This is a genomic window from Aphanothece hegewaldii CCALA 016, from assembly GCF_003007785.1.
GTDB lineage: Bacteria > Cyanobacteriota > Cyanobacteriia > Cyanobacteriales > Microcystaceae > Chroococcus > Chroococcus hegewaldii.
This window is the reverse complement of the sequence record NZ_PXOH01000010.1, coordinates 69334-90131: the sequence shown is the minus strand read 5'-3', so window position 1 is coordinate 90131 and position 20798 is coordinate 69334. Positions and strand designations below refer to the sequence as shown.

At 40.2% G+C, this 20798-nt stretch carries 20 protein-coding genes; 5 read left to right on the top strand and 15 right to left on the bottom strand.

The window, feature by feature from the left end; translation table 11 throughout:
* Window positions 1-75: 75 nt before the first annotated feature.
* The 3 genes from C7H19_RS11175 to C7H19_RS25645 are packed head-to-tail and all read left to right on the top strand — an operon-like array spanning window position 76 to window position 1351.
* Complete coding sequence (locus C7H19_RS11175) at window positions 76-867, top strand: pentapeptide repeat-containing protein (RefSeq protein WP_106456960.1); 792 nt, start codon at window positions 76-78, stop codon at window positions 865-867.
* Between the two features lie 59 nt (window positions 868-926).
* Window positions 927-1196 (top strand): hypothetical protein, encoded by a 270-nt coding sequence (locus C7H19_RS11170; protein WP_106456959.1) that lies wholly within the window; start codon window positions 927-929, stop codon window positions 1194-1196.
* A complete protein-coding gene (locus tag C7H19_RS25645) occupies window positions 1193-1351 on the top strand; it encodes a hypothetical protein (RefSeq protein WP_181280585.1) in 159 nt (52 codons plus the stop codon). The genes C7H19_RS11170 and C7H19_RS25645 overlap by 4 nt, the downstream gene beginning before the upstream one ends.
* A 163-nt stretch (window positions 1352-1514) precedes the next feature.
* On the opposite strand, the gene C7H19_RS11165 is transcribed toward C7H19_RS25645, so the two are convergent.
* The 14 genes from C7H19_RS11165 to C7H19_RS11105 all read right to left on the bottom strand — a co-directional run bounded on the left by C7H19_RS11165 (window position 1515) and on the right by C7H19_RS11105 (window position 14036).
* Window positions 1515-1847, bottom strand: a complete 333-nt coding sequence (locus tag C7H19_RS11165) for a PIN domain-containing protein (protein WP_245927459.1) — start codon at window positions 1845-1847, stop codon at window positions 1515-1517.
* 81 nt (window positions 1848-1928) lie between these two features.
* Entirely contained in the window at window positions 1929-2078 is a 150-nt protein-coding gene (locus C7H19_RS25640) for a hypothetical protein (protein ID WP_181280584.1), read from the bottom strand.
* Window positions 2079-2138: 60 nt separating this feature from the next.
* Complete coding sequence (locus C7H19_RS11160) at window positions 2139-2864, bottom strand: DevA family ABC transporter ATP-binding protein (RefSeq protein WP_106456958.1); 726 nt, start codon at window positions 2862-2864, stop codon at window positions 2139-2141.
* A gap of 31 nt (window positions 2865-2895) precedes the next feature.
* Window positions 2896-4065: an ABC transporter permease DevC gene (gene devC, locus C7H19_RS11155; protein WP_106456957.1), complete on the bottom strand. Its 1170-nt coding sequence runs from the start codon at window positions 4063-4065 to the stop codon at window positions 2896-2898.
* A gap of 5 nt (window positions 4066-4070) precedes the next feature.
* A complete protein-coding gene (locus tag C7H19_RS11150) occupies window positions 4071-5348 on the bottom strand; it encodes an ABC exporter membrane fusion protein (RefSeq protein ID WP_106456956.1) in 1278 nt (425 codons plus the stop codon).
* 15 nt (window positions 5349-5363) lie between these two features.
* Window positions 5364-5939, bottom strand: a complete 576-nt coding sequence (locus C7H19_RS11145) for a TetR/AcrR family transcriptional regulator (RefSeq protein ID WP_106456955.1) — start codon at window positions 5937-5939, stop codon at window positions 5364-5366.
* Between the two features lie 91 nt (window positions 5940-6030).
* Window positions 6031-6504, bottom strand: coding sequence for a DUF2243 domain-containing protein (locus C7H19_RS11140; protein ID WP_106456954.1), 474 nt, complete (start codon window positions 6502-6504; stop codon window positions 6031-6033).
* A gap of 95 nt (window positions 6505-6599) precedes the next feature.
* Window positions 6600-6743 (bottom strand): Photosystem I reaction center subunit IX, encoded by a 144-nt coding sequence (locus C7H19_RS11135; RefSeq protein ID WP_106456953.1) that lies wholly within the window; start codon window positions 6741-6743, stop codon window positions 6600-6602.
* A gap of 184 nt (window positions 6744-6927) precedes the next feature.
* Complete coding sequence (locus tag C7H19_RS11130) at window positions 6928-8094, bottom strand: zinc-dependent alcohol dehydrogenase (RefSeq protein WP_106456952.1); 1167 nt, start codon at window positions 8092-8094, stop codon at window positions 6928-6930.
* 125 nt (window positions 8095-8219) lie between these two features.
* Window positions 8220-9287 carry a galactokinase gene (galK, locus tag C7H19_RS11125; protein ID WP_106456951.1) on the bottom strand — a complete coding sequence of 356 codons (1068 nt, stop codon included), beginning with the start codon at window positions 9285-9287 and terminating at the stop codon, window positions 8220-8222.
* A 4-nt stretch (window positions 9288-9291) separates the two neighbouring features.
* Window positions 9292-10395 (bottom strand): M24 family metallopeptidase, encoded by a 1104-nt coding sequence (locus C7H19_RS11120; protein ID WP_106456950.1) that lies wholly within the window; start codon window positions 10393-10395, stop codon window positions 9292-9294.
* 4 nt (window positions 10396-10399) lie between these two features.
* Entirely contained in the window at window positions 10400-11062 is a 663-nt protein-coding gene (locus C7H19_RS11115) for a DUF4142 domain-containing protein (RefSeq protein ID WP_245927456.1), read from the bottom strand.
* A gap of 30 nt (window positions 11063-11092) precedes the next feature.
* Window positions 11093-12148: a galactose-1-phosphate uridylyltransferase gene (gene galT / locus C7H19_RS11110; RefSeq protein ID WP_245927454.1), complete on the bottom strand. Its 1056-nt coding sequence runs from the start codon at window positions 12146-12148 to the stop codon at window positions 11093-11095.
* Window positions 12105-14036, bottom strand: coding sequence for a glycoside hydrolase family 2 protein (locus C7H19_RS11105; RefSeq protein ID WP_106456948.1), 1932 nt, complete (start codon window positions 14034-14036; stop codon window positions 12105-12107). The genes galT and C7H19_RS11105 overlap by 44 nt, the downstream gene beginning before the upstream one ends.
* 557 nt (window positions 14037-14593) lie before the next feature.
* Here C7H19_RS11105 and glf point away from each other — a divergent pair.
* Together glf and C7H19_RS11095 are read left to right on the top strand one after the other, a co-directional pair.
* The gene (glf, locus tag C7H19_RS11100) at window positions 14594-17017 is read left to right on the top strand and encodes a UDP-galactopyranose mutase (protein WP_106456947.1); all 2424 of its coding nucleotides are present in this window, start codon (window positions 14594-14596) and stop codon (window positions 17015-17017) included.
* A gap of 13 nt (window positions 17018-17030) precedes the next feature.
* Window positions 17031-19193 (top strand): family 1 glycosylhydrolase, encoded by a 2163-nt coding sequence (locus C7H19_RS11095; RefSeq protein WP_106456946.1) that lies wholly within the window; start codon window positions 17031-17033, stop codon window positions 19191-19193.
* Window position 19194: 1 nt separating this feature from the next.
* Here the strand turns inward: C7H19_RS11095 and C7H19_RS11090 are convergent, their stop codons facing one another.
* A complete protein-coding gene (locus C7H19_RS11090; RefSeq protein ID WP_106456945.1) occupies window positions 19195-20745 on the bottom strand; it encodes an FAD-dependent oxidoreductase in 1551 nt (516 codons plus the stop codon).
* Window positions 20746-20798: the final 53 nt, after the last annotated feature.

The following is a 20798-nucleotide window of genomic DNA, read 5'->3' as shown; positions in this document are numbered from 1 at the left end:
AATCAGACAAATTCTAGGATAAAGGACATTGGTTATTTTTATGGGTCTGTATCAACAAAACTTCAGATAAACGTTATGTCTACTTCCGTTCAGTCTCACAACCTTTCACCATCCGATATTTTACACGCTTACCAACAAGGTCAACGTTTATCTCAACTGAATCTACAAGGAATTGATTTAAGCGGTACAAATTTAATTGAAGTGAATTTAAGTCAAAGTAATCTGAGTCATGCCAATCTAGAAAATATCGATTTAAGAGGGGCAAACTTACAAGGGTGTAATCTGAGTCATGCCAATCTAAAAAATAGTTATTTATTTCGCTCAGATTTACAAGGATGTAATTTAGAAAATGCCCAATTAGAGGGAGCTAGATTACAATTAGCTCGTTATGATTCTAAGACCATTTGGCCAGAAAATTACGATTATAGAAATATTAATGCAGTCGGTCCGAAATCTAATCTAAATGGTGCATTTCTGAATACAGCCAATTTAAGAGGTGCTGATTTAAGAGGTGCTAATTTAAGAGGTGCTTATTTGAGTGGTGCTGATTTAACAGGGGCAAATTTAGAAAATGCGGCCTTAAGCGGAGCAAATTTACAAAGAGCAATTCTAACGGGTGCTTATTTAAGAAATGCGCGATTAATGGGTGTGGAATTACAAGGGGCTGATTTAAGAGCAGTCGATTTTACTGATGCAATTTTAGAACAAATCGAAAGTATCGCGGGTGCAGATTTTACCTTAGCAGTTGGATTAAGCGCAGAAACGAAAGCTATGTTATGTGGTTTTTCTTCCCAAGAATTAGGAACATGGAACTCTTATACTCGTGCGAATACGGCGCAAAGTTTAGGATGTTCTTGTGATGGATAATTTAAAAGTTGATAGAATAGAAATATTAGTTAAAAACTTGAATATTTTTTATAAGTTTTATGACTGTTCAACCGAGCAACCCTATCATCAGACCATCTGAGCAAGAAGTATTAACAATTAGTGAAATGAGGAAACGTTATCCTCAAGAGTGGCTACTGATTGCGGATACTGAATCAGATGATGATTTTAATATCATTAAAGGTGAATTGCTTGCTCATTCTTCTAATCGAGAAGAGATTGATCAAGCTTTGCTGAATTATTCTGATGTTAAATCACTAGCAATTGAATATACTGGCCCAATTTCTGAAGATTATGCAGTAATCCTGTGACAAATAAAAAGATTTATAAACTATCTCGCTATGGTAACTTACTAATTGTTAATGCAGCGATCGCTAATAATATTGACATCAGAAAAGTCAAGCTTTTAGTAGATACGGGATCTAGTTATACCGTATTACGTTCAAGTTTACTTCAATCTAGCTGAAATACGTTTTCTCTAAACCTCATCAACATCTTTGGAACTTTTAGACTCGTGCGAATAAGGCAGGGTTTTCTATTTAAAAATTTGGTTCAAAAAATTGAATAAAACTTTTTTTGAGTAATCCTTCTTTTAATTTTTTATCACCTGTCCATAATAAACCTTTTAATTACAGTGTTAAAGCAACATGAGGCGTATCATTTTCATCAATGTCTTGGCACAAATGACGAGCTATTTCTAAGCTATTAACCGATATTAAATCTTCTTTAAAAAGAGTTATTTTTTTGATTATAATTTTATAAGCATCAGAGATTTTATCAGAAGAAAGTCGACTATATTTAACGATTTTTTCTTTATAGTTAAAAAGTTCCACTAAAGCTTGTTCACATATAAAAAAGTGGAACTTTGAGGAAAAAAGGATGTAAACAAATTTATTATCATTATTCAGCAAAGCTGAAAAAATTATATTTGTATCGACAATAATAACGGAAAAAGCAGACATGAAAACTATCCCAAAATTCTTGTTTTTAACTTATCCCACACCGCTTGATCAATTTCATTCGCTAAAATTGCTGCTTGTTCTTCAGTCAGTTGGCTTTTTCTTCTTATACTTTCGCGCTTTAAGATAATCAAGAATATTTTCTAGAGTTGCTTGATCGACAAACTGCTTATTTAGTTTGATGATAATTTCTTCATCTTCTACTAAAACTTGGTAAAATGGCTGCTCTATCATAATTTCCTAAAATATTATGAATACTTACAAGTATAGCTCAGTTTTAAAGGCAACTCCTCCTTACTCAGCATCGGATAAATGTCCATCTTCCATATAAATAAGACGATCGGCAATATCTAAAATACGGTTATCATGAGTTACTAATAAAATTGTACAATCTTGTTCTTTTGCTAAACGTTGCATTACTTCTACAACATCTCTACCAGACTGTTTATCTAATGCTGCGGTGGGTTCATCTGCTAAAACAATTTTGGGACGACTGACTAAAGCACGTGCGATCGCTACTCTTTGTTTTTGTCCTCCAGATAAATTATCTGGATAATAATTAACCCGATCTCCTAACCCTACAGATTCAAGCATTTGTACAGCAATTTTATCTATATCTTGGGCTAAATATTCATCGTGCAATTCTAAAGACATTCGCACATTTTGTTTAGCAGTCAAAAAAGTCAATAAATTATGTGCTTGGAAAATATAACCAATTTGACGACGAACTTCTAACATTTTCCCCTTACTAATATCGCGCATTTCTTGTCCCAAAATAGAAAGACTTCCCTCTTGTATTGTGCGAAGTCCTCCCATTAAACTAAGTAGCGTTGTTTTTCCTGAACCAGATGGCCCAGTCATAATGACAATTTCGCCCGCTTGAATATCTAAATTAATATCATATAAAGCTTGTTTACGAAGATCGCCTTTACCGAAATAGTGATCAAGATGTTGAATTCTAATCACAGGTTCAGTTGATTTTTCTTTAGTTAATTGAATCGATGGTGCTAATGTAGTCATAAGAATTAATGCCAAATCAAGAGAAATTAGATTAGAAAATATCTGATGGATCAGCCGTTTGTAACTTCCGCATCGCAACAATACCAGATCCACCACACATAATAATGGTTAAAATAAGAACATTAATAGCTCGTTGTTGAGTCATTATAATTGGTAAAAGAGTGGCTGAAGAAGCTAAAGAATACAGCCCGAACGAAGCAATAAAACCAGGAATAAAGCCTAAAATAGCAAGAATTAAAGCTTCTTGCATGAGAACCCCAATCAAATAACGATCGCCGTATCCCATCGCTTTAAGAGTGGCGTATTCAGGTAAATGATCGGAAACATCTGAATAAAGAATTTGATAAACAATAACAATACCGACAATAAATCCAACCACTGTACCGAGAGTAAAAATAAAACCGATCGCAGTACTATTAGCCCAATAAGCTTTTTCTCGTTGGGCAAATTCATCCAGTGTTAAAACTAATACCTCATTTTTCGGTAACAATTGTTGTAAGTTTGCTTTAACAGTTTGTTGAGCTACATTAGGTTTAACTTTAATCAACCCAACATCAATTTGATAGGGTTGACGATCGGGAAATATGTTTAAAAATGTCGAATCACTGGTAATAACATTACCATCGGCGGCAAAAGATGCCCCTAAACTAAATACCCCAACAACCTTGACTTCTTTGTGATTAAGCTGAATTGAAACTTGATTATTTTTCTTGAATAATTCAGCAATTGGCCCATATTCAACCCGTCCCGCTTGGTCATATAAAACTTTATCTAGCATTTTTAGATCGTTTAAATGCTGATTAACCTCTGGCAATTTGAAAATAGATTGAGTTGGACTTGCACCAAAAACTAAAATCGGTCGGTCTACAGTCGTGTCGGGATTTCTCCAAGGAGCAGATCCAATATAAAGAGAATTTGCTGATTGAATTCCCTCAACTCGCATGGCTTGATATAAGCGTTCACGAGAAAAACTTTTAACCGCAAAAATGGTTTCAAACTGAGGATTAATTAGAACTAAATCAGTATCTAAAATCTCATGGGGTTTAATTGAAGCATCAAACAACGCATTTTTAAAACCCAACTGAGTAAACATCAATAAATCAGCAAAAGCAATACCCGCTAAAGCAATAGCCAAACGGCTTTTTTCTCGAGAAACCTGTAGCCAAGCAAGGGGTGTTTTTCGTAAAAATTTCGGTAACATAATATTTAAGGCACGATCGCAACTTGTACTTGAGAATTAGTTAACCTTTTCACTTTTTGACCATCTTCGGGACGTAAACGAATCCGAACTTCAATTACTTTGCGGTCTAAATTTTCTCCTGGTTGGTTACTAAAAACATCCTGCTGATCCACTTGTAAGCCGATTAGACGAACGTTTCCCCGTATTTCCCCCTCAAAAGACTCTCCAGTAATTACAGCCTCTTGTCTGGTCCGTATTTTGCTAATATCGCTTTGATAAACTTCCGCCACGACTTCCATTTGTCCTGTTTCTGCGAGATCAACCACACCGTTATCGCTTATTTGTTCACCTGGGCGAGTATGAATTTTAATGACTTGTCCAGTGAGGGGAGAACGGATATAAACTTGATTGAGTTCAGTTTGGGCTTTTTGAACTTTAGCTAGTGCGGAATTTACTTCGGCTTGGGCTGCTTGTACGTCAACTGAGCGAACTTCTGCTACTTTATTTAGAGTTGATTGTGCTTCTAAAGCTTGTTGTTTTCCAGTCCGTTCAATGCGTTCTAAATTAGTTCTTGCTTCTTTGATTTGTTGTTGTCCAGTTCGTTGAATTCGGTTTAAAGTCACTTTTGCTTCATCGAGTTGTTTACGACTGGTTTCTAAACTTAACTTTTTTGCATCAAAATTAGACGCAGAGATCGCCCCTTCTGTATAAAGCTGTTGATAACGAATAAATTCTGCATTCGCGTTACTATATTCTGCTTCTAGCTTGCCGATGGTTGCTTGTTGTGCGGCAATATCGCCTTCTAGTTGGGCTTCTAAGCGTCGTAGAGTGGCTTGTTGTGCGATCGTATCCCCTTCCGTTTGTGCTTCGGTTCGCCGTACTGTAGCCGACTGCGCCTCAATCTCACCCGTTTTTGCACCTGCTTTGACTTGAGCAAGTTTGGCTTTGGCTATCTCTACATCTTTTTGCGCTTCTGTCAAGTTATTTTGTAAGCGATCGCGGCTATCTAAAATGGCGATGACTTGACCTTTTTTGACTGAGTCTCCTTCATCGACGAATAATTGTGCCATGCGATCGGAGTCGTAATTTAAAGGGGTAGAAACGCTAATAATTTCAGTTTTTGGCTCAATTCGACCTAAAGCGGTAATTCGTGTCACTACAGGCGTTGTCACAACGGGTGGCGGGGTTTCTTTTTGCCCGACCTGAGAAACGGTGTAAATAGCTGTAAATCCGGCGAGGGTTGTTCCGGCTAGAAGTAACCCGACTAATATGGGATTGGTCGTTTTAAAGGCTTTTAATGTCATTGCTACTCCTGCTGTTTAATCATATTTTTTTTCTTCGTGGGCGGTGATCAGTTCCCCTAACAATTTCAGGTGTTCGGTTAAAGAAACATGACTATTGCCCCATAGTTTTTCGATAATTAATCCATTAATCATGGTCAAAACTAACCAAGCGATCGCAGGATCTTTGACTCCAATAACATCTATTACGGCTTGATGATATCGTTCGTCTATTCGCTCAAAAAATTGAGTTTTTTCTCCCTGTTCTTTTTCCTGTTGTTGACAATATTCGATCCACAAAAACATCTGTTTAATACAGTTGGTTTGCTGCGTCTCCATGAACTTTCCTAAAGCTTCTAACTTGGCGGTTAAAGTTTTGGCTTTTTTAATTTCGACAGTCGCTTTAACGACATCTTGTTGACACAGTTCTTCGACTAACTGCTCAAATAACGCCGCTTTGCTTGGAAAATAGTGATACAGCGTTCCTGTTGATACTCCCAATTCTTGGGCGAGTTCTCTCGTGGTTAGTGCTGCGTAACCTTTCTGGGCAAAAAGATCAAAACTTTTTTGCAGTAGTTCTTTCTTGTATTGCTCTGTATCAACGATTTTTGGCATATGTTGAACAATAGTTGTTTTATATCGAACGCTCGTTATCTTTATTTATAACATAAAGATTTGTCAAAAAATAGGGGTGTTTATACGGAAATTAAGTATGTTTAGGCGATCGCATTAGCCACCAACCCAGTACAATAAACAGTACACCACCAACGGCGAGAAAAGTCCAATTGTAAACCGCATAGTTAGGAACTTGTCGCACATAATGGATAGCGAGTAGATGATGGTCGATAATGCCTTCGATGAGATTAAACAAACCAAAACCAAAGAATAACTGTCCGATAAAAGAAGCGAGAGACGGAATTAAAATATTAGATCGTGCATCATGCCATAACAAAAAAATACCAATTAAAGTAACTAGCCAAGAAAAAGCATGGAATAGACCATCCCACGTCATATTAATATGTATAGCCTCGATGGTTGTTGGTGGAACCCAATTCGATACCATTTGATGCCATCTCAAAATAGTATGGAGTAAAATCCCATCGACAAAACTACCCATACCAACACCTAAAACAATTCCTGCGATCGACGTTTTTCTGCTTTGCGTGTCTTGATTCATCATAATAAAAATATCGAGGTTTGAGCTTTCTAACCTAGTAATAAGAAAAGGAGAAAATATAATAATTTCTCCTCTGTAACACCCATATTCAAAATCGATTATTGGTTAGGCATTGGATGGAAAAGCAGATCGGGATAAAAATAATTGATGTAAATCATCAACACTGCGATCGCAACAAGGAAAAGAGTTAGTAGTACTGGCGCAAGTGAAAGATATCGAAGTAAACCATTATTGTTCTGCATTGTCGAATCCTCATGCTGTTTAAATAATCGGCAATTGAGTTTTATTCTAAGAAACAAGATTATATTTAATATCTTTCTAATGTCATAGATTTTCCGAATAAAAAAAACAGATCTCGCCGTTGTAAACGTGCAAAATCTGATTGAAGTTTAAAATGTATCACGAAGAGCGAAAAAATCGGCTTGCTTAAGGCTTTAGCAACACTTTAACGCAATTATCAGTTTTATTTTTAAACATTTCATAGCCCTGTTTAGTTTCTTCTAAAGACAGAGTATGAGTAAAAACATTAGAAGGATCGATCTCGCCTTTCATAACGTGGTCTAATAATCGAGGCATATACTTTTGTCCGAACATTTGCCCCATACGGATCGTCAAACCCTTATTAAAAGCAGCCCCCATTGGAATTTTATCGACAAAACCAGCATAAACCCCCATCACAGCCAGAGTACCGCCTTTACGACAAGCTACGATCATTTGTCGGAGAACATGAGGGCGATCGGTTTCGAGTTTTACGGCCTGTGCTACCTTATCATACAGTCCCATCGGCCCCATACCGTGTGATTCCATGCCCACCGCATCAATACAGGCATCTGGGCCACGACCGCCAGTCATTTCATTGAGGGCTTCTCCTGCATCTATTTCTGAGAAATTGATCGTTTCTGCGCCACTTTTTTTGGCTAACTGGAGACGTTCAGGAACTTTATCAATAGCGATCACCCGTTCTGCCCCTAATAGATAGGCACTCCTGATGGCAAATTGACCAACTGGGCCACATCCCCAAACAGCAACAATATCACCTGGCTTAATATCACAGAGATCGGCAGCCATATAGCCTGTGGGAAACGCATCAGAGATCGGCAGTAACTTTTCTTCTGGTAGATCATGAGGAACTTTGAGACAGCCAAAATCAGCAAAAGGAACGCGCACATATTGAGCTTGTGATCCCGCAAGACCACCAAATAAGTGAGAATATCCAAAAATTGCGCTCGTACCATGACCAAAAAGCGGCTCTTGCATCAACCCGTTAGGATTGGAATTATCACACAATGACCACATCTGACCCTGACAAAAGAAGCAATGACCACAACCAATAATCGAAGAGACAACAACGCGATCGCCTATTTTTAATTGCTTAACTTCTTTACCAATTTCGACAACTTCTCCCATGAATTCGTGACCAATAATATCACCCGCTTTCATTGATGGAATATAGCCATCATAGATATGTAGATCGGAACCACAAATCGTTGTCGCAGTAACTTTAATGATCGCATCACGGGGGTTAAGAAGAGTTGGATCGGGTACGGTTTCTACACGTACATCATTTGCGCCATGCCAACAGACTGCCCTCATTACTTTTATCCTCAGTAATAAAATTAATTTATTACTAACGCGATCGCTGTTATCTAATTACCTGTCAACAGACAGAAAAGCCGAAACTGAAAAGGTTAACTTTTGAGTGAGCGATTAAAGTTTGTTCACTCGGTAACAGGAACCAGAATTCGTCCTTGATGACCAGCACGGTTATACTGATCTAAAGTTTGAGTTGCAATTTCTTGTCCTTGGTGAACCGTTACTAAAGCCACACAAGAGCCGCCAAAACCAGCACCCGTAAGCCTTGCGCCGAAAACGCCTGGAGTTTGTTGTAAGATAGTGACTAATTGATCCAACGCGGGTACAGAAACTTCGTAATCGTCGCGTAAACTGGCATGAGAAGCATTCATCAATTCGCCAAAGCGGAAGAGTGTGACTCCTGATAGCACTTCCAAAACGCGGTTATTTTCTGTCACCACATGACGAGCGCGTCGGCGTAATGGTTCGGGTAATGTTTCTAATTTATTTACATCTGTAATATCTCGTAATGCTTTGACCCCTAACCTTTTTGCAGCTTCCTCACATTCAGAGCGTCTTTGATTATAACCGCTACTGGCTAAAGAACGGGGAACTCCGCTATCGATCACGACAATTGCTCCACCATCGGGAAAAGGCAAAATCTGACGTTCTAGAGTACGGGTATCCAAAAACAACAAATGAGTCGTATCAGCAAGACTAGAAGCCATTTGATCCATGATGCCACATTGTACACCTGCATAATGAATCTCCGCTTGTTGGGCGAGTTGGGCAATTTCAACATCATCAATGTTGAGGTGAAGGAGTTGGCGCAACCCACGTAAGAAAGCCACTTCTAGAGCCGCACTGCTCGATAAACCTGCTTCGAGCGGTACTGTTGAATAAACATAAATATTTAACGCGGGAATCGTGTAACCATTCTGTTGTAATAATAAGATACAGCCAATTAGATAACTAGCAAACCCCCAGGGAATTGAATGAAGATCGCTCAGGCTCACATATTCGTCTAAATTCCTTGAGTAAAAATGATAATGACCATTATGACTCAATCCTAACTGTACCGTTGTTGTCTGGGGAATAGCGATCGGTAAGACGAAGCCATCATTATAGTCAGTATGTTCGCCTAATAAGTTAACTCGTCCTGGTGCGCTGGCGATCGCGTCAGGTGATTGATGAAAAAACTCTTGAAAATTCATAAAATTAACGAATTAAAGGTATGGGGCGTAATCTTCCGTTGATTTCTACGCTAGGAAAATTAGCATCAAATGTTAAATTTTCTAAGTTACCATCTTCTAAAAGAACAAATGTATCCTCAATCTTTGCCCCAGGTAAACTAGGGTTCCAAGCTACTGCCATATTGGGTTGCAGGATCTCAGTAGTTGTTGGAGTTGCCACGATTTCTCGTGCGAGATAACCCGTTATTCCTCCTTGGTGATGTTCTCGAATCGCGTTAGGGAATCCTTGTTGTTCGTAAGCTAGAGCGAGAGCATGATAGATTGTATTCAAAGATGTCTCAGACTGGCATAAATTCAAGGCTTGCGCTTCAATTTCAGCCACTTGGCGATGTCGAGCCACTTGTTCATCCTTCGTCCCCAGAGAGTCGAAGGAAACAAAACGAGTTAGATTCGCATACAAACCAAAACCCCTAGCACAAAAGACTAACATAGCTTCGCGTCCGATCGCTTCTTCCGTAGGAGTGGCGTGTCGATAAAGCGGCAATCGTCTTTCACCTGCTACTAGAGTTAAGGCAGGATGTAAACCCCGTTTCCATAAGGCTTCTGCTCCTGCCCCAGCTAACTGATATTCTGTCCAAGTGGGTTGAGCCGCTTGTAAAACTTCTGTCATCGCTTCACTAGCTTTTCGGCAAACTTGACGATATCGCTCTAATTCACTTGACAAAAATCTTAATTTGTGGTAGTACAAGGAACGGGGCAATTGAGATTCTAGGGGGAAAATGGGACGCTCGCTACAAATTTTACCGCCATGTGTCGCATCTCGCACAAAAGATTCACGACTAGCCACCGCAGCCCAAGGGTAAACAAATAGCTTGAAATTAGCGGGTAATTCCTCATCGATGAGGCGTTGTGCTTCAATTTCATCCGTCAAAACCCAGGCATCTTGGGGAGTCACTAAAACTTCAGCAATTCCCGTTTCGGCAGTGAGTAGTACACTATTAGACGCACCAGCCGTGATCCAAGCAAACCAATCAGTACCCCGTAGTCGTAGCCCTTGTAACTCATTTTCTTCGAGCATTTGGCGGACTATTGTGAGTTTATGCGAGACTTCTGCGAGGTATTGATTCATAATTTTACTGAGAAACGGCGGGTGTCATTTTCATCTGACGGGTTGGTGCGTTGGCTTGATTATTAAAGGTTTGAGGGACTTGGGCGAACTGATAGTTAGTCGCCGCACTAGCCGTATTAAAATGTTGTCGAATGATGGGTAAGCCCCCGTTAGCCACAGATATAAGGTCAGGATATTGACCAAAAGCGGCCTCTCGTTGGAAAAGGGCGGCATTTTCTAAATGAGCATTAACACCGCCTTCCGCCATGTAAGCTTGATCAAACTGTTCACCTTCAAGTTGAGACAAACGAGTCATAGCCGCTTGAAATTTGGGTGCGGGTGTAGTGGGTAGGGTTACTCCTACTTTGGGCGCGATTTGCATTAAGTTACTTTTAACTTGCTTTTGCTCTTGAATTTCTGCATTAGCAAAGGCTTTAACCTGAGCATTATTAGACTTTTTCAAGGCTAATTCACCGAGCATAATATTACCGAGTCCGCCTTGACTCGCCTCTTTCATAAACATTTGATCGATTTCATTCATTTGGGTGTTAGGGGTGCTTTGCATGGGAGTGCTTCGATTTGTTTGAGCAATGACTAAACCATCGTTAGGCTGAAAAATAGAAAAGCCCCACGTGAATAATAAACCAAGGACAAAAAGAGTAATAATCGTTAAAAGACGTTTCATCATGATTAAGTTTCCTCAATTGAATAGTAATATTTACACTTGTACAGGCTCTGAGAGATTTACAACAACCGCTTGTAACTCTTTCGCTTTTTCTTCTGGAAGGGCATCATTAACAAACATTCCAGCAGCAAGCTCGGTTCCTGCGAGATACTTTAACTTCTCACGGGTGCGGTATGGTGGATAGAACTGGGCGTGTAAATGCGCTTCAGGATGGGCATTCCCATCGGTGGGAGCTTGAAACCAAGCCATCAGATAGGGGAACGATCGCTGCCATAAGCCGTCATATTTGAGGGTGACTGTTTTTAAGGCTTTAGCGAGTGATTGACGTTGCTCCCGACTAAGCTCAATAAAACTTGGTACGGCTTGAATAGGGGCTAACCACACTTCATAAGGATAACGGGCGCAAACTGGAATAAAGGCGATCGCATATTGATCTTGATAGATAATTCGTTGCTGATCTTTTATTTCTTTTTCGATCAAATCTTCAAGTAAACCGCGTCCTTGTTCTTGATAAAATTTTTCTTGCTGCTCCAACATCCGCGCACACACGGGAGGAATCAAAGGATAAGCGTAAATTTGCCCGTGAGGGTGATGTAGCGTTACGCCAACTTCTACCCCTTTATTTTCAAAAGGTAATACATATTGAATTTGAGGGATTGAACCGAGTAGACGAGTGCGATCGCCCCAAACCTGTAACAGTAAGTCTAAATGGTCTAAAGTTAACGAACCGAGGGAGGCTTCAGGATCTTGTGTAAAAACTACAACCTCACAGGCTCCATTTGCGGGTAGTGTTTCAACAATACAGTTAGGTGGATTATTAGCCCCTTGGGTTAGTGATGGAAAACGGTTATCAAACACCGCCACATCATAATCACCTTGGGGCAATTCTGTGGGAAACTCAGGATCAGTGGTTGGGGCTAGAGGGTTGTATTGAGGGGGTGGCATAAAGGTTCGCCCCTGACGATGACTCGCATATGCTACCCATTCCCCGCGTAAAGGATGCCAGCGTAAATGAGGATTAGCTTGTACTGGCTCTTGACTCGGACTAGGGGCAGTGAGACCCTCCGCAATGGGTTGCCGACTGTACAAGGTTAGCGCTCGGCCATCCGGCTTCAGTAGCTTTTGACTGTACATTTTCTTCCAATGACCAGGATTCGCTCAGTGTAGCGTTTCCCTTGATTGGACAACCTCTCCCCAAAGTTGCATTAGCGATCATCGTAAGATCAAACTTTGGAGTGCGATCGGCATATAATAACCCGTTAGCTTCTTGGAAAGTATCGGTAAACTGCGTATAGCAGAAACCACTAAATATGTCAATACAATTAACAACTTGTAATAAAGAAGTATAGCGTTTCTCGAGTTCCGAAACCTGCCAACTTCTGGTATATCCCCAAATTTTATCGGCTTGTGGATCTAGTGGACGGCTGTAGGCGATCCCCCCAAACTCTGTAAGCATGATCGGTTGTCCATTGTGAGGGAAGTTATCCAGCGTCAGAACTCGTCCCCCTGGACGTTCGCGCTTGAATAAGTCAGATAACTTCATTTCTGAGCCGTAGCGTTGGGCTAACCGCAATGGTTCGTTATCATAGTCATGAATCGCCAAAATATCAGTATCGGTGCTTTCCCATCCATCATTTCCAATTACAGGACGAGTCGGATCGAGGGTTTTCGTCAAGTGATACATTGCCAAAACATAATTTCTGTGTGCTTCAGTCTGGATCAGGTTAGGAACGCCCCAAGATTCATTAAAGGGAACCCATGCCACAATACAAGGATGGCTCAGATCCCGTTCGATGACTTCTGTCCATTCTTGAGTCATGCGTCTAACGGCTTTTGGGGTAAAACGATAGGCGCTGGGCATTTCTTCCCAAACCAATAAACCTAAGACATCGGCCCAATATAAAAAGCGAGGATCTTCGATTTTTTGGTGTTTGCGTACCCCATTAAAGCCCATTGCTTTGACTAATTCTACATCGCGCCGTAGGGCTTCATCACTCGGAGCCGTCATCAGTGACTCAGGCCAATAACCTTGATCGAGGACTAAGCGTAAATAATAAGGACGACCATTGAGGGTAAAGCGATCGCGTTGTATTTCTACGGTTCGCATGGCGGTGTAAGATCTGACGTGATCTAGTAGTTCGCCATTATCCCAAAGTTGTATTTCAGCTTGAATGAGAGTTGGTTTTTCTGGACTCCAGAGTAACTCATTGCGATAGTCATCAATACCTGGATCAGAAAGGGCGATGCGTCGGTGAATCTCTCCGTTTAGTAAAGTGTAGCTATCATTGACCAGTACTGTCTCGCCAACGGTGAGTTTTATTTTTACTTGTAGATTATTCAGTTGTTGTCCGACAACAAACGCCTCAAACCCAATTTCCCACCGTTCCATATGCGGTGTCCAACGAATGCGATCAATATAGGTTTCACCAACCCATTCTAACCAAACCGTTTGCCAGATGCCAGAAGTGCGAGGATACCAAATACTATGAGGTTCTAATTGCCAGTCTTGTTTCCCGCGAGGTTTAGCCAGATCACTTGGATCGTCTTGCGCCCATACCGTTACTTTGGTGGTCTTGCTATTATTGAGGGCAGAGGTAATATCAAAACTGAAAGGGGTATGACCTCCCTCATGTTCACCCATATAATGACCATTTACCCACACACGAGCGCGATAATCTACCGCCCCAAAGTGTAGTAATAGTCTTCCTTCACCCGTTGGCGTATCAAATTCTCGCTCATACCAACAGTTCGGATGTAACCCAGTATCAGAGATACCACTTAAGATAGATTCCGGAGCAAAGGGAACTTCTATATTATTAGTCCAGCGAGTAACATCGTCTGGTTGTGTCCATCGCTCTTGATCATCGTAGGCAAATCGCCACAACCCGTTTAAACTGTGCCAATGCGATCGCATTAATTGTGGTCGCGGGTAAGCACTAATTTTTAATGCGTCTTTTTTTAGCTCTAGTAAGTTCATCAATATCTAACCCAAAGTAGCAAATTCAAAGTAGCAAATTCACATGACAGCTAGTCCTAATCTAGATAGATCAGCACACCAAGTTAATTATTGTTTCCTGACCGTGCTATTATGGCATATCAAACGGTCAATGTAACTACTTTTTTTTGATTTTTTTGTTAAGTAATTTGTTGAAATTGTGCATCGTTTGTAAGGTTTGTTAAGTATGATTACTTAATCAATTCTTGGGTTGATTGATGAGCTTGCTTAAGTATAAGGATTTTGAGCGTCAACACCAGCCCTTAATTGAGTCTATATATTGATTCTAAAGGATTTTAACCGACTTTGAGTAGGGTAATTTCTGAAGCTAAAAATAACGGTTTTTATCACTTTAAACTTCAATCTTTCGATAGAAGCAATAAAACTAAATAGAAATTAAGGTTAATTCATTAGCAGATATTAAAAAAAAAGACTAAACCTTAAGTGTCCAAAAAAGAAAGGTATCCATTCTGCTGAATTGTTTGATGAGACAGAACTAAAAGTGTTGCTTATAAAATAAGAATAATTAAAGGGGAATTATGGGAAAAGAAGAAGTAAAAATCAATAAGAATGGAATCACGAATGAGCAATCGGTTTCGGAAATTCAAGCCAAAATTACCAAACTAAAAGACTTATCATCGCTTAATTTATCATCACCAAACTTTTCTACATCTAGCTCAAGTCTTCAAAGAAAAGAAGGTCAAGCTTTACCCGATCTAGTCTGCATCTCCCATTTACGCTGGAATTTTGTCTATCAACGCCCCCAACATCTCCTCAGTCGTTGTGCAAATAAACAGCGAGTATTTTTCATTGAAGAACCGATTTTTAATGCAGAACCTATTAAACAATTAAAAATTAATCAAGATAAAAGCGGGGTAATTGTCGTCGTTCCACACCTCCAGTCAGGATTAGACGAAACAACGATTAATACTAATTTACGACAGCTAATCGACAATTTCTTTACAGAACAAAAAATCAGTAAGTACATTTGTTGGTACTATACTCCGATGGGGCTTGAATTTACTCGCCACCTGCAACCGGAAGTAATTATTTATGATTGCATGGATGAATTATCGGCTTTTAAAGACGCGTCACCCGTCCTAAAAACCTATGAAGCGGAACTCTTTAAACGTGCTGATCTCGTTTTTACGGGAGGACAAAGCTTGTATGAAAGCAAAGTCAAGCAACATCCTAATGTTTATGCTTTTCCCAGTAGTGTTGATGTTCCTCACTTCGCCCAAGGTAGGAGAATTCAAGAAGATCCCATCGATCAAGCATCCATCCCTCATCCTCGTTTAGGGTTTTTTGGGGTAATTGATGAACGTATGGACATCGAACTATTAACAGGAATTGCAGATGCTCGCCCTGACTGGCATTTGGTTATTATTGGGCCAGTAGTTAAAATTGACCCAGAAACTTTACCCAAACGGGATAACATTCACTATCTCGGTGGCAAAGATTATCAAGAATTACCCAAATATTTAGCGGGCTGGGATTTAGCAATGTTGCCCTTTGCGCGAAATGAATCCACTCGTTATATTAGCCCAACTAAAACACCAGAGTATCTCGCTGCTGGTAAACCCGTTATTTCTACTTCAATTCGGGATGTAGTCCGGCCTTACGGAGATTTAGGATTAGTTAGAATTGCCGACACGCCCGATGAATTCGTGGTTGTTGCCGAAAAAGCGATGCAAGAAGATACGGCAGCCCTCGGATGGTTAAATCAAGTTGATACCTTTTTAGAACAGATTTCTTGGGATAGAACGTGGTCATCGATGATGAAACTACTCGATTCTACCATTGCTACTCGTCAAGATAAGCGAATTGATCAGATCCCGACTTCACCTAACATTATTACCAGAGATTATGTTTTTGATTATTTAGTCGTTGGGGCGGGTTTTTCTGGAAGTGTGATCGCAGAACGTTTAGCAAGTCAGTCGGGCAAAAAAGTATTAATTGTCGATAAACGTAACCATATCGGCGGGAATGCTTACGATCATTATGATGAGCATGGTGTTCTTGTTCATAAATATGGGCCGCATATTTTTCATACCAACTGCCGCGAAGTCTTCGATTATCTGTCACAATTTACCCAATGGCGGAGTTATGAGCATCGTGTACTTGCGAGTGTAGACGGTCAATTGGTTCCCATTCCGATTAACCTTGATACTATTAATAAACTTTATGGCATGAATCTCAATTCCTTTGAGGTGGAGGAATTCTTTAAATCTGTTGCCGAACCGAGAGACGTAATTCGCACTTCAGAAGATGTTGTGATCAGTAAAGTTGGACAAAAACTTTATGAAAAGTTCTTTCGCAATTATACCCGCAAACAATGGGGACTCGATCCGTCTGAGTTAGATAAATCGGTGATTGCCCGTATTCCAACTCGTACTAATCGAGACGATCGCTATTTTACCGATAGTTATCAAGCAATGCCATTACACGGTTTTACGCGGATGTTCGAGAAGATGTTAAACCATCCGAATATTAAAGTAATGCTGAATACGGACTATCGAGAAATCGAAAAAGGAATCCCTTGTCGTGAGATGGTCTATACTGGCCCAGTGGATGAGTATTTCGATTATCGCTTTGGTCAGTTGCCCTATCGTTCCTTGGAATTCAAACACGAAACTCATAATACTTCTGTATTCCAAAGCGCACCAGTAGTAAACTATCCCAACGATCATTTATACACGCGCATTACTGAGTTTAAATATTTAACAGGTCAAGAACACGCTAAAACCAGCATTGTCTATGAATTTCCACAAGCGGAGGGCGATCCATACTATCCCATTCCACGCCCCGAAAACCAAGAAATTTATAAGAAATACCGCGAACTTGCAGAAGCTACACCAAAAATACATTTTGTCGGTCGGTTAGCGACTTATAAATATCTCAACATGGATCAGTGCATAGCACAAGCTTTAGCAATTTACAAGCAAATGAGCGTTAAAGTTTAATTAAATTAATATTATGGCGACTCTAATAAACTCAAAACAGCCTTTAGAAATTTGGGCGGGTGTCGAGTGTACCGTAAATCGGGTGGGTGATGAGTATTTCGACCAACTAGAACGCAACGGCCACGCTAAACGAATCGAAGATCTAGAGTTATTTGCTCTCATGGGTATAACCGCGATGCGTTACCCTGTATTATGGGAAAAAATCGCCCCTAATGGCTTAGATTCGGCTGATTGGTCTTGGGCTGATTTGCGCCTGAAACGGTTACAAGAACTCGAAATCCGTCCGATTGTGGGTTTAGTTCATCATGGAAGCGGCCCACCTTGTACCAGTTTAATTGATCCAGAGTTTCCCGAAAAATTAGCCTTATACGCGGGTGCGATCGCTAAACGTTATCCTTGGGTAATGGACTATACTCCGATTAATGAACCCCTTACAACAGCGCGGTTTAGTGGATTATATGGTCATTGGTATCCTCATGGGCGAGATAATTTAACCTTTGCTCGTGCCTTATTGGGTCAATGTCGGGGGATTATACAGGCAATGCGGGCAATTCGTCAAATTAATCCTCATGCCAAAATGATCCAAACTGAAGATTTAGGGAAAGTTTATAGTAGCCCAATTCTAAATTATCAGGCTGATTTTGAAAACGAACGCCGATGGTTGAGTTTCGATCTTCTGTGTGGGAAAGTGACACCCGATCATCCGATGTGGCACTATTTACGCTACTGTGGGATTACTGAAACTGAGTTAGCGTGGTTTTTAGAGAACTTTTGCCCTCCAGACATTATGGGCATTAATTATTATTTAACGAGCGATCGCTATTTAGATGAGCAAATCGAACAATATCCGACTCATTGTCACGGTGGAAATGGAAAACATCAATACGCTGATGTCGAAGCGGTTCGAGTTCGTGCTGAAGGCATAACGGGGCATTATACCATACTTAAGGAAGTTTGGCAACGCTATCAATTACCTCTAGCGGTGACAGAAGTTCATCTCAATTGCACTCGTGAAGAACAGTTACGCTGGTTATATGAGGCGTGGAATGATGCCCTTAAATTACAACAAGAGGGAATAGATATACGCTCAATTACCGCTTGGGCAATACTTGGGAGTTATGATTGGAATAGTCTAGTAACACGCTCTGTTGGTCACTATGAATCAGGGGTTTTTGATCTCCGTGCGCCCCAACCCAGAGCAACCGCACTCGCTCGGCTCATCCGCAACCTTACTACTGGAAATGTGCCCACTCATCCTATTTTAGATATTCCTGGTTGGTGGCATCGTTCTAAGCGCCTGTTATACTCCCAGTCTGTACCAGATCCCATTCGAGTCAGACCATCCCCTCGCCCACTACTAATTATTGGTGCAACGGGTACATTAGGTAAAGCTTTTGCCCGACTCTGTGAAACGCGAGAAATTAGTTATCGCCTACTTTCGCGTCACGAAATGGATATTACTAACCCTGCATCTGTAGAAACGGTTTTAGAACAATTTTTACCTTGGGCGGTGGTAAATGCGGCGGGATATGTGCGAGTTGATGATGCAGAACGCGAACCCGATACCTGTTTTAAGATTAATACAGAAGGGGCAGCAACATTAGCAATGGCTTGTGAGCGACATGGTGCTATTTTACTGACTTTTTCCTCAGATTTGGTCTTTGATGGTACCGGATCTATTCCTTATGTCGAAAGTGACGCAATCGCTCCAATTAACGTCTATGGACATAGTAAAGCGATCGCAGAAGAACGAGTTTTACAAGCTCATCATAACGCCCTGATCATCCGTACGAGTGCTTTTTTTGGTCCTTGGGATGAGTATAATTTTGTCACTCTGGCTTTACGTCAACTCAAAGCGGGACAACCTTTTTTAGCCGCCGAAGATGTTTTGATTTCGCCGACCTATGTCCCCGATCTCGTTCATGCTAGTCTAGATTTGTTGATTGATGGTGAGTACGGGGTTTGGCATCTAACCAACCAAGAAGCGATTACTTGGGCTGATTTAGCTAGAATGGCAGCGAAAGAAGCTAATATTAGTGTTACGCCGTTGGTTACTTTGCCGATGCGAGAAATGAATTTAATCGCGCCTCGTCCCTCTTACAGTGTTTTAGGTAGCAATAAAGGTCATTTACTGCCCTGTTTAGAAAGTGCGATGTCTCGTTATTTTAGGGATTAAATTAACCCTGATAATCGTTTCCTGAACCGTATTTCAGACGCTCAAGCCATCGATGATAATAATATTTTTGTTGGGGAGATAATTGATTTTCTAAGCCTTGAAAAGATTTAGCAACTGGATATAAACCACTATACAAAGCTAAATTAAAATAATGTAAAAGCCAATCGGCTAGAGGCATTATTCCCACATCTGGCAGCATTGGAAATACTAATTTAGGATTGACTAAGGGTAATGTTTTAGATAAAGAGGAAAATTGTACAACATCTTGTAAGAAGGGTTTTAAGACATCATCTCCTAGTTGATCCATCACTTTAAAAACGCCACTCATGAGATCATTAATTTGATTCGGTGCAATTTTTTGATTCATTTTGACCATCATGGTACGTTGAAAAAGCCAAGTAACGGATATATTAGGTTGATAGGGTTGTAAGGTAGCCAAAGATTTTTGATCTAAAGTATCAATTTTGAGGGCTTCATCAATACCAAAAGTTAATCTTTTGAGATGTCGCACCATTGCCCCAAAACCCCCAAAACTAACTGGAGATTGACTCCCGCTACTATCTCCGACGGCGAGAATTCTTGACCAAGGCATTTTTAGAGGACTTTGGCGATAGGATGGAAAAAAGCCAAATAAAAAGCGTTCAAAGTTTAATTGTCCTAGATCGACTTGTTGGTATTCGGGCAATAATCTTAGATATTCTTCCATGAGAAATTCTAAGCTGAAACGCTCCGGATGAGGATCGAGATAGGTAAATAAATAGGTTGTTCTACCATCTCTTGCGGGGAAAGCTTCCCAAAAATATTGACATTGATGCAAAATTGGTGTAAAGGTGGCGATTAAATCCCCAGTCTCATTATTAGGATATCCTTTAGCGCAACTTCCCACGACTAAACAAACTCCATCGGGTTTTACACCGTTTCTCGCTTGTTTAGCAATAGGTGAAAAATGACCCATTGCATCAATTAATAGACGAGTTTTGAGGATTTTATCCCCTGCTTGGAGTGTAACCCCATCAGGATGAACGGTTACTGAGGTAAAAGGGGTTTTCTCAAATAAAGTGCCACCAGCTTCGACAAACTTTTGTTTGAGTGTCTCTAATAAAAATACAGGATTAACCCCAATATTGAGAACATCTTTGACCCATAATTCATATCCTTGATGAAAACTAACTCTAGCAGGATTGTATTGAGTTGCGATCGCTTGTTCTAATTCTGCTTCCGATAATAACTCTAAATCTAAAAAAATCGTTAATTCTTGGCGTGAAATATTCCATTCTTGATCTCTACCTCTAAGAATACCTTTTTCAATCAGACAAATTCGCCATCCTTGACGCTGTAAAGCCGCAGCTAGTAAGATACCAAGGGTTCCACCACAAATAATCACATCATAATTCTTCTCGCCTACAGAAATGTTACTATTTTCGACAACGAGGGGAACAGAAACAACATTAGAATCATCATTGCGCTCATAAGACCAACGCTGGTCGGCGAAGCGCAGATAGTCTAAGGTTTGACCAGGAATTTGTCTTAAAAATTGTTCAGTCAAAGACATAAAAATAAACTGAATTAAATAGTGTCACTTTCTATTAATCAAACCTATACTAC

What these genes read in the sequence shown, in the direction of transcription:
- C7H19_RS11160 (WP_106456958.1), bottom strand. Translation starts at nt 2,864, where the DNA reads ATGACTACATTAGCACCATCGATTCAATTAACTAAAGAAAAATCAACT.
- galK (WP_106456951.1), bottom strand. Translation starts at nt 9,287, where the DNA reads ATGAATTTTCAAGAGTTTTTTCATCAATCACCTGACGCGATCGCCAGC.
- C7H19_RS11165 (WP_245927459.1), bottom strand. Translation starts at nt 1,847, where the DNA reads ATGTCTGCTTTTTCCGTTATTATTGTCGATACAAATATAATTTTTTCA.
- C7H19_RS11145 (WP_106456955.1), bottom strand. Translation starts at nt 5,939, where the DNA reads ATGCCAAAAATCGTTGATACAGAGCAATACAAGAAAGAACTACTGCAA.
- C7H19_RS11135 (WP_106456953.1), bottom strand. Translation starts at nt 6,743, where the DNA reads ATGCAGAACAATAATGGTTTACTTCGATATCTTTCACTTGCGCCAGTA.
- C7H19_RS11090 (WP_106456945.1), bottom strand. Translation starts at nt 20,745, where the DNA reads ATGTCTTTGACTGAACAATTTTTAAGACAAATTCCTGGTCAAACCTTA.
- glf (WP_106456947.1), top strand. Translation starts at nt 14,594, where the DNA reads ATGGGAAAAGAAGAAGTAAAAATCAATAAGAATGGAATCACGAATGAG.
- C7H19_RS11175 (WP_106456960.1), top strand. Translation starts at nt 76, where the DNA reads ATGTCTACTTCCGTTCAGTCTCACAACCTTTCACCATCCGATATTTTA.
- C7H19_RS11095 (WP_106456946.1), top strand. Translation starts at nt 17,031, where the DNA reads ATGGCGACTCTAATAAACTCAAAACAGCCTTTAGAAATTTGGGCGGGT.
- devC (WP_106456957.1), bottom strand. Translation starts at nt 4,065, where the DNA reads ATGTTACCGAAATTTTTACGAAAAACACCCCTTGCTTGGCTACAGGTT.
- C7H19_RS11115 (WP_245927456.1), bottom strand. Translation starts at nt 11,062, where the DNA reads ATGATGAAACGTCTTTTAACGATTATTACTCTTTTTGTCCTTGGTTTA.
- C7H19_RS11130 (WP_106456952.1), bottom strand. Translation starts at nt 8,094, where the DNA reads ATGAGGGCAGTCTGTTGGCATGGCGCAAATGATGTACGTGTAGAAACC.
- C7H19_RS11105 (WP_106456948.1), bottom strand. Translation starts at nt 14,036, where the DNA reads ATGAACTTACTAGAGCTAAAAAAAGACGCATTAAAAATTAGTGCTTAC.
- C7H19_RS11140 (WP_106456954.1), bottom strand. Translation starts at nt 6,504, where the DNA reads ATGATGAATCAAGACACGCAAAGCAGAAAAACGTCGATCGCAGGAATT.
- C7H19_RS11150 (WP_106456956.1), bottom strand. Translation starts at nt 5,348, where the DNA reads ATGACATTAAAAGCCTTTAAAACGACCAATCCCATATTAGTCGGGTTA.
- C7H19_RS11170 (WP_106456959.1), top strand. Translation starts at nt 927, where the DNA reads ATGACTGTTCAACCGAGCAACCCTATCATCAGACCATCTGAGCAAGAA.
- C7H19_RS11120 (WP_106456950.1), bottom strand. Translation starts at nt 10,395, where the DNA reads ATGAATCAATACCTCGCAGAAGTCTCGCATAAACTCACAATAGTCCGC.
- C7H19_RS25640 (WP_181280584.1), bottom strand. Translation starts at nt 2,078, where the DNA reads ATGATAGAGCAGCCATTTTACCAAGTTTTAGTAGAAGATGAAGAAATT.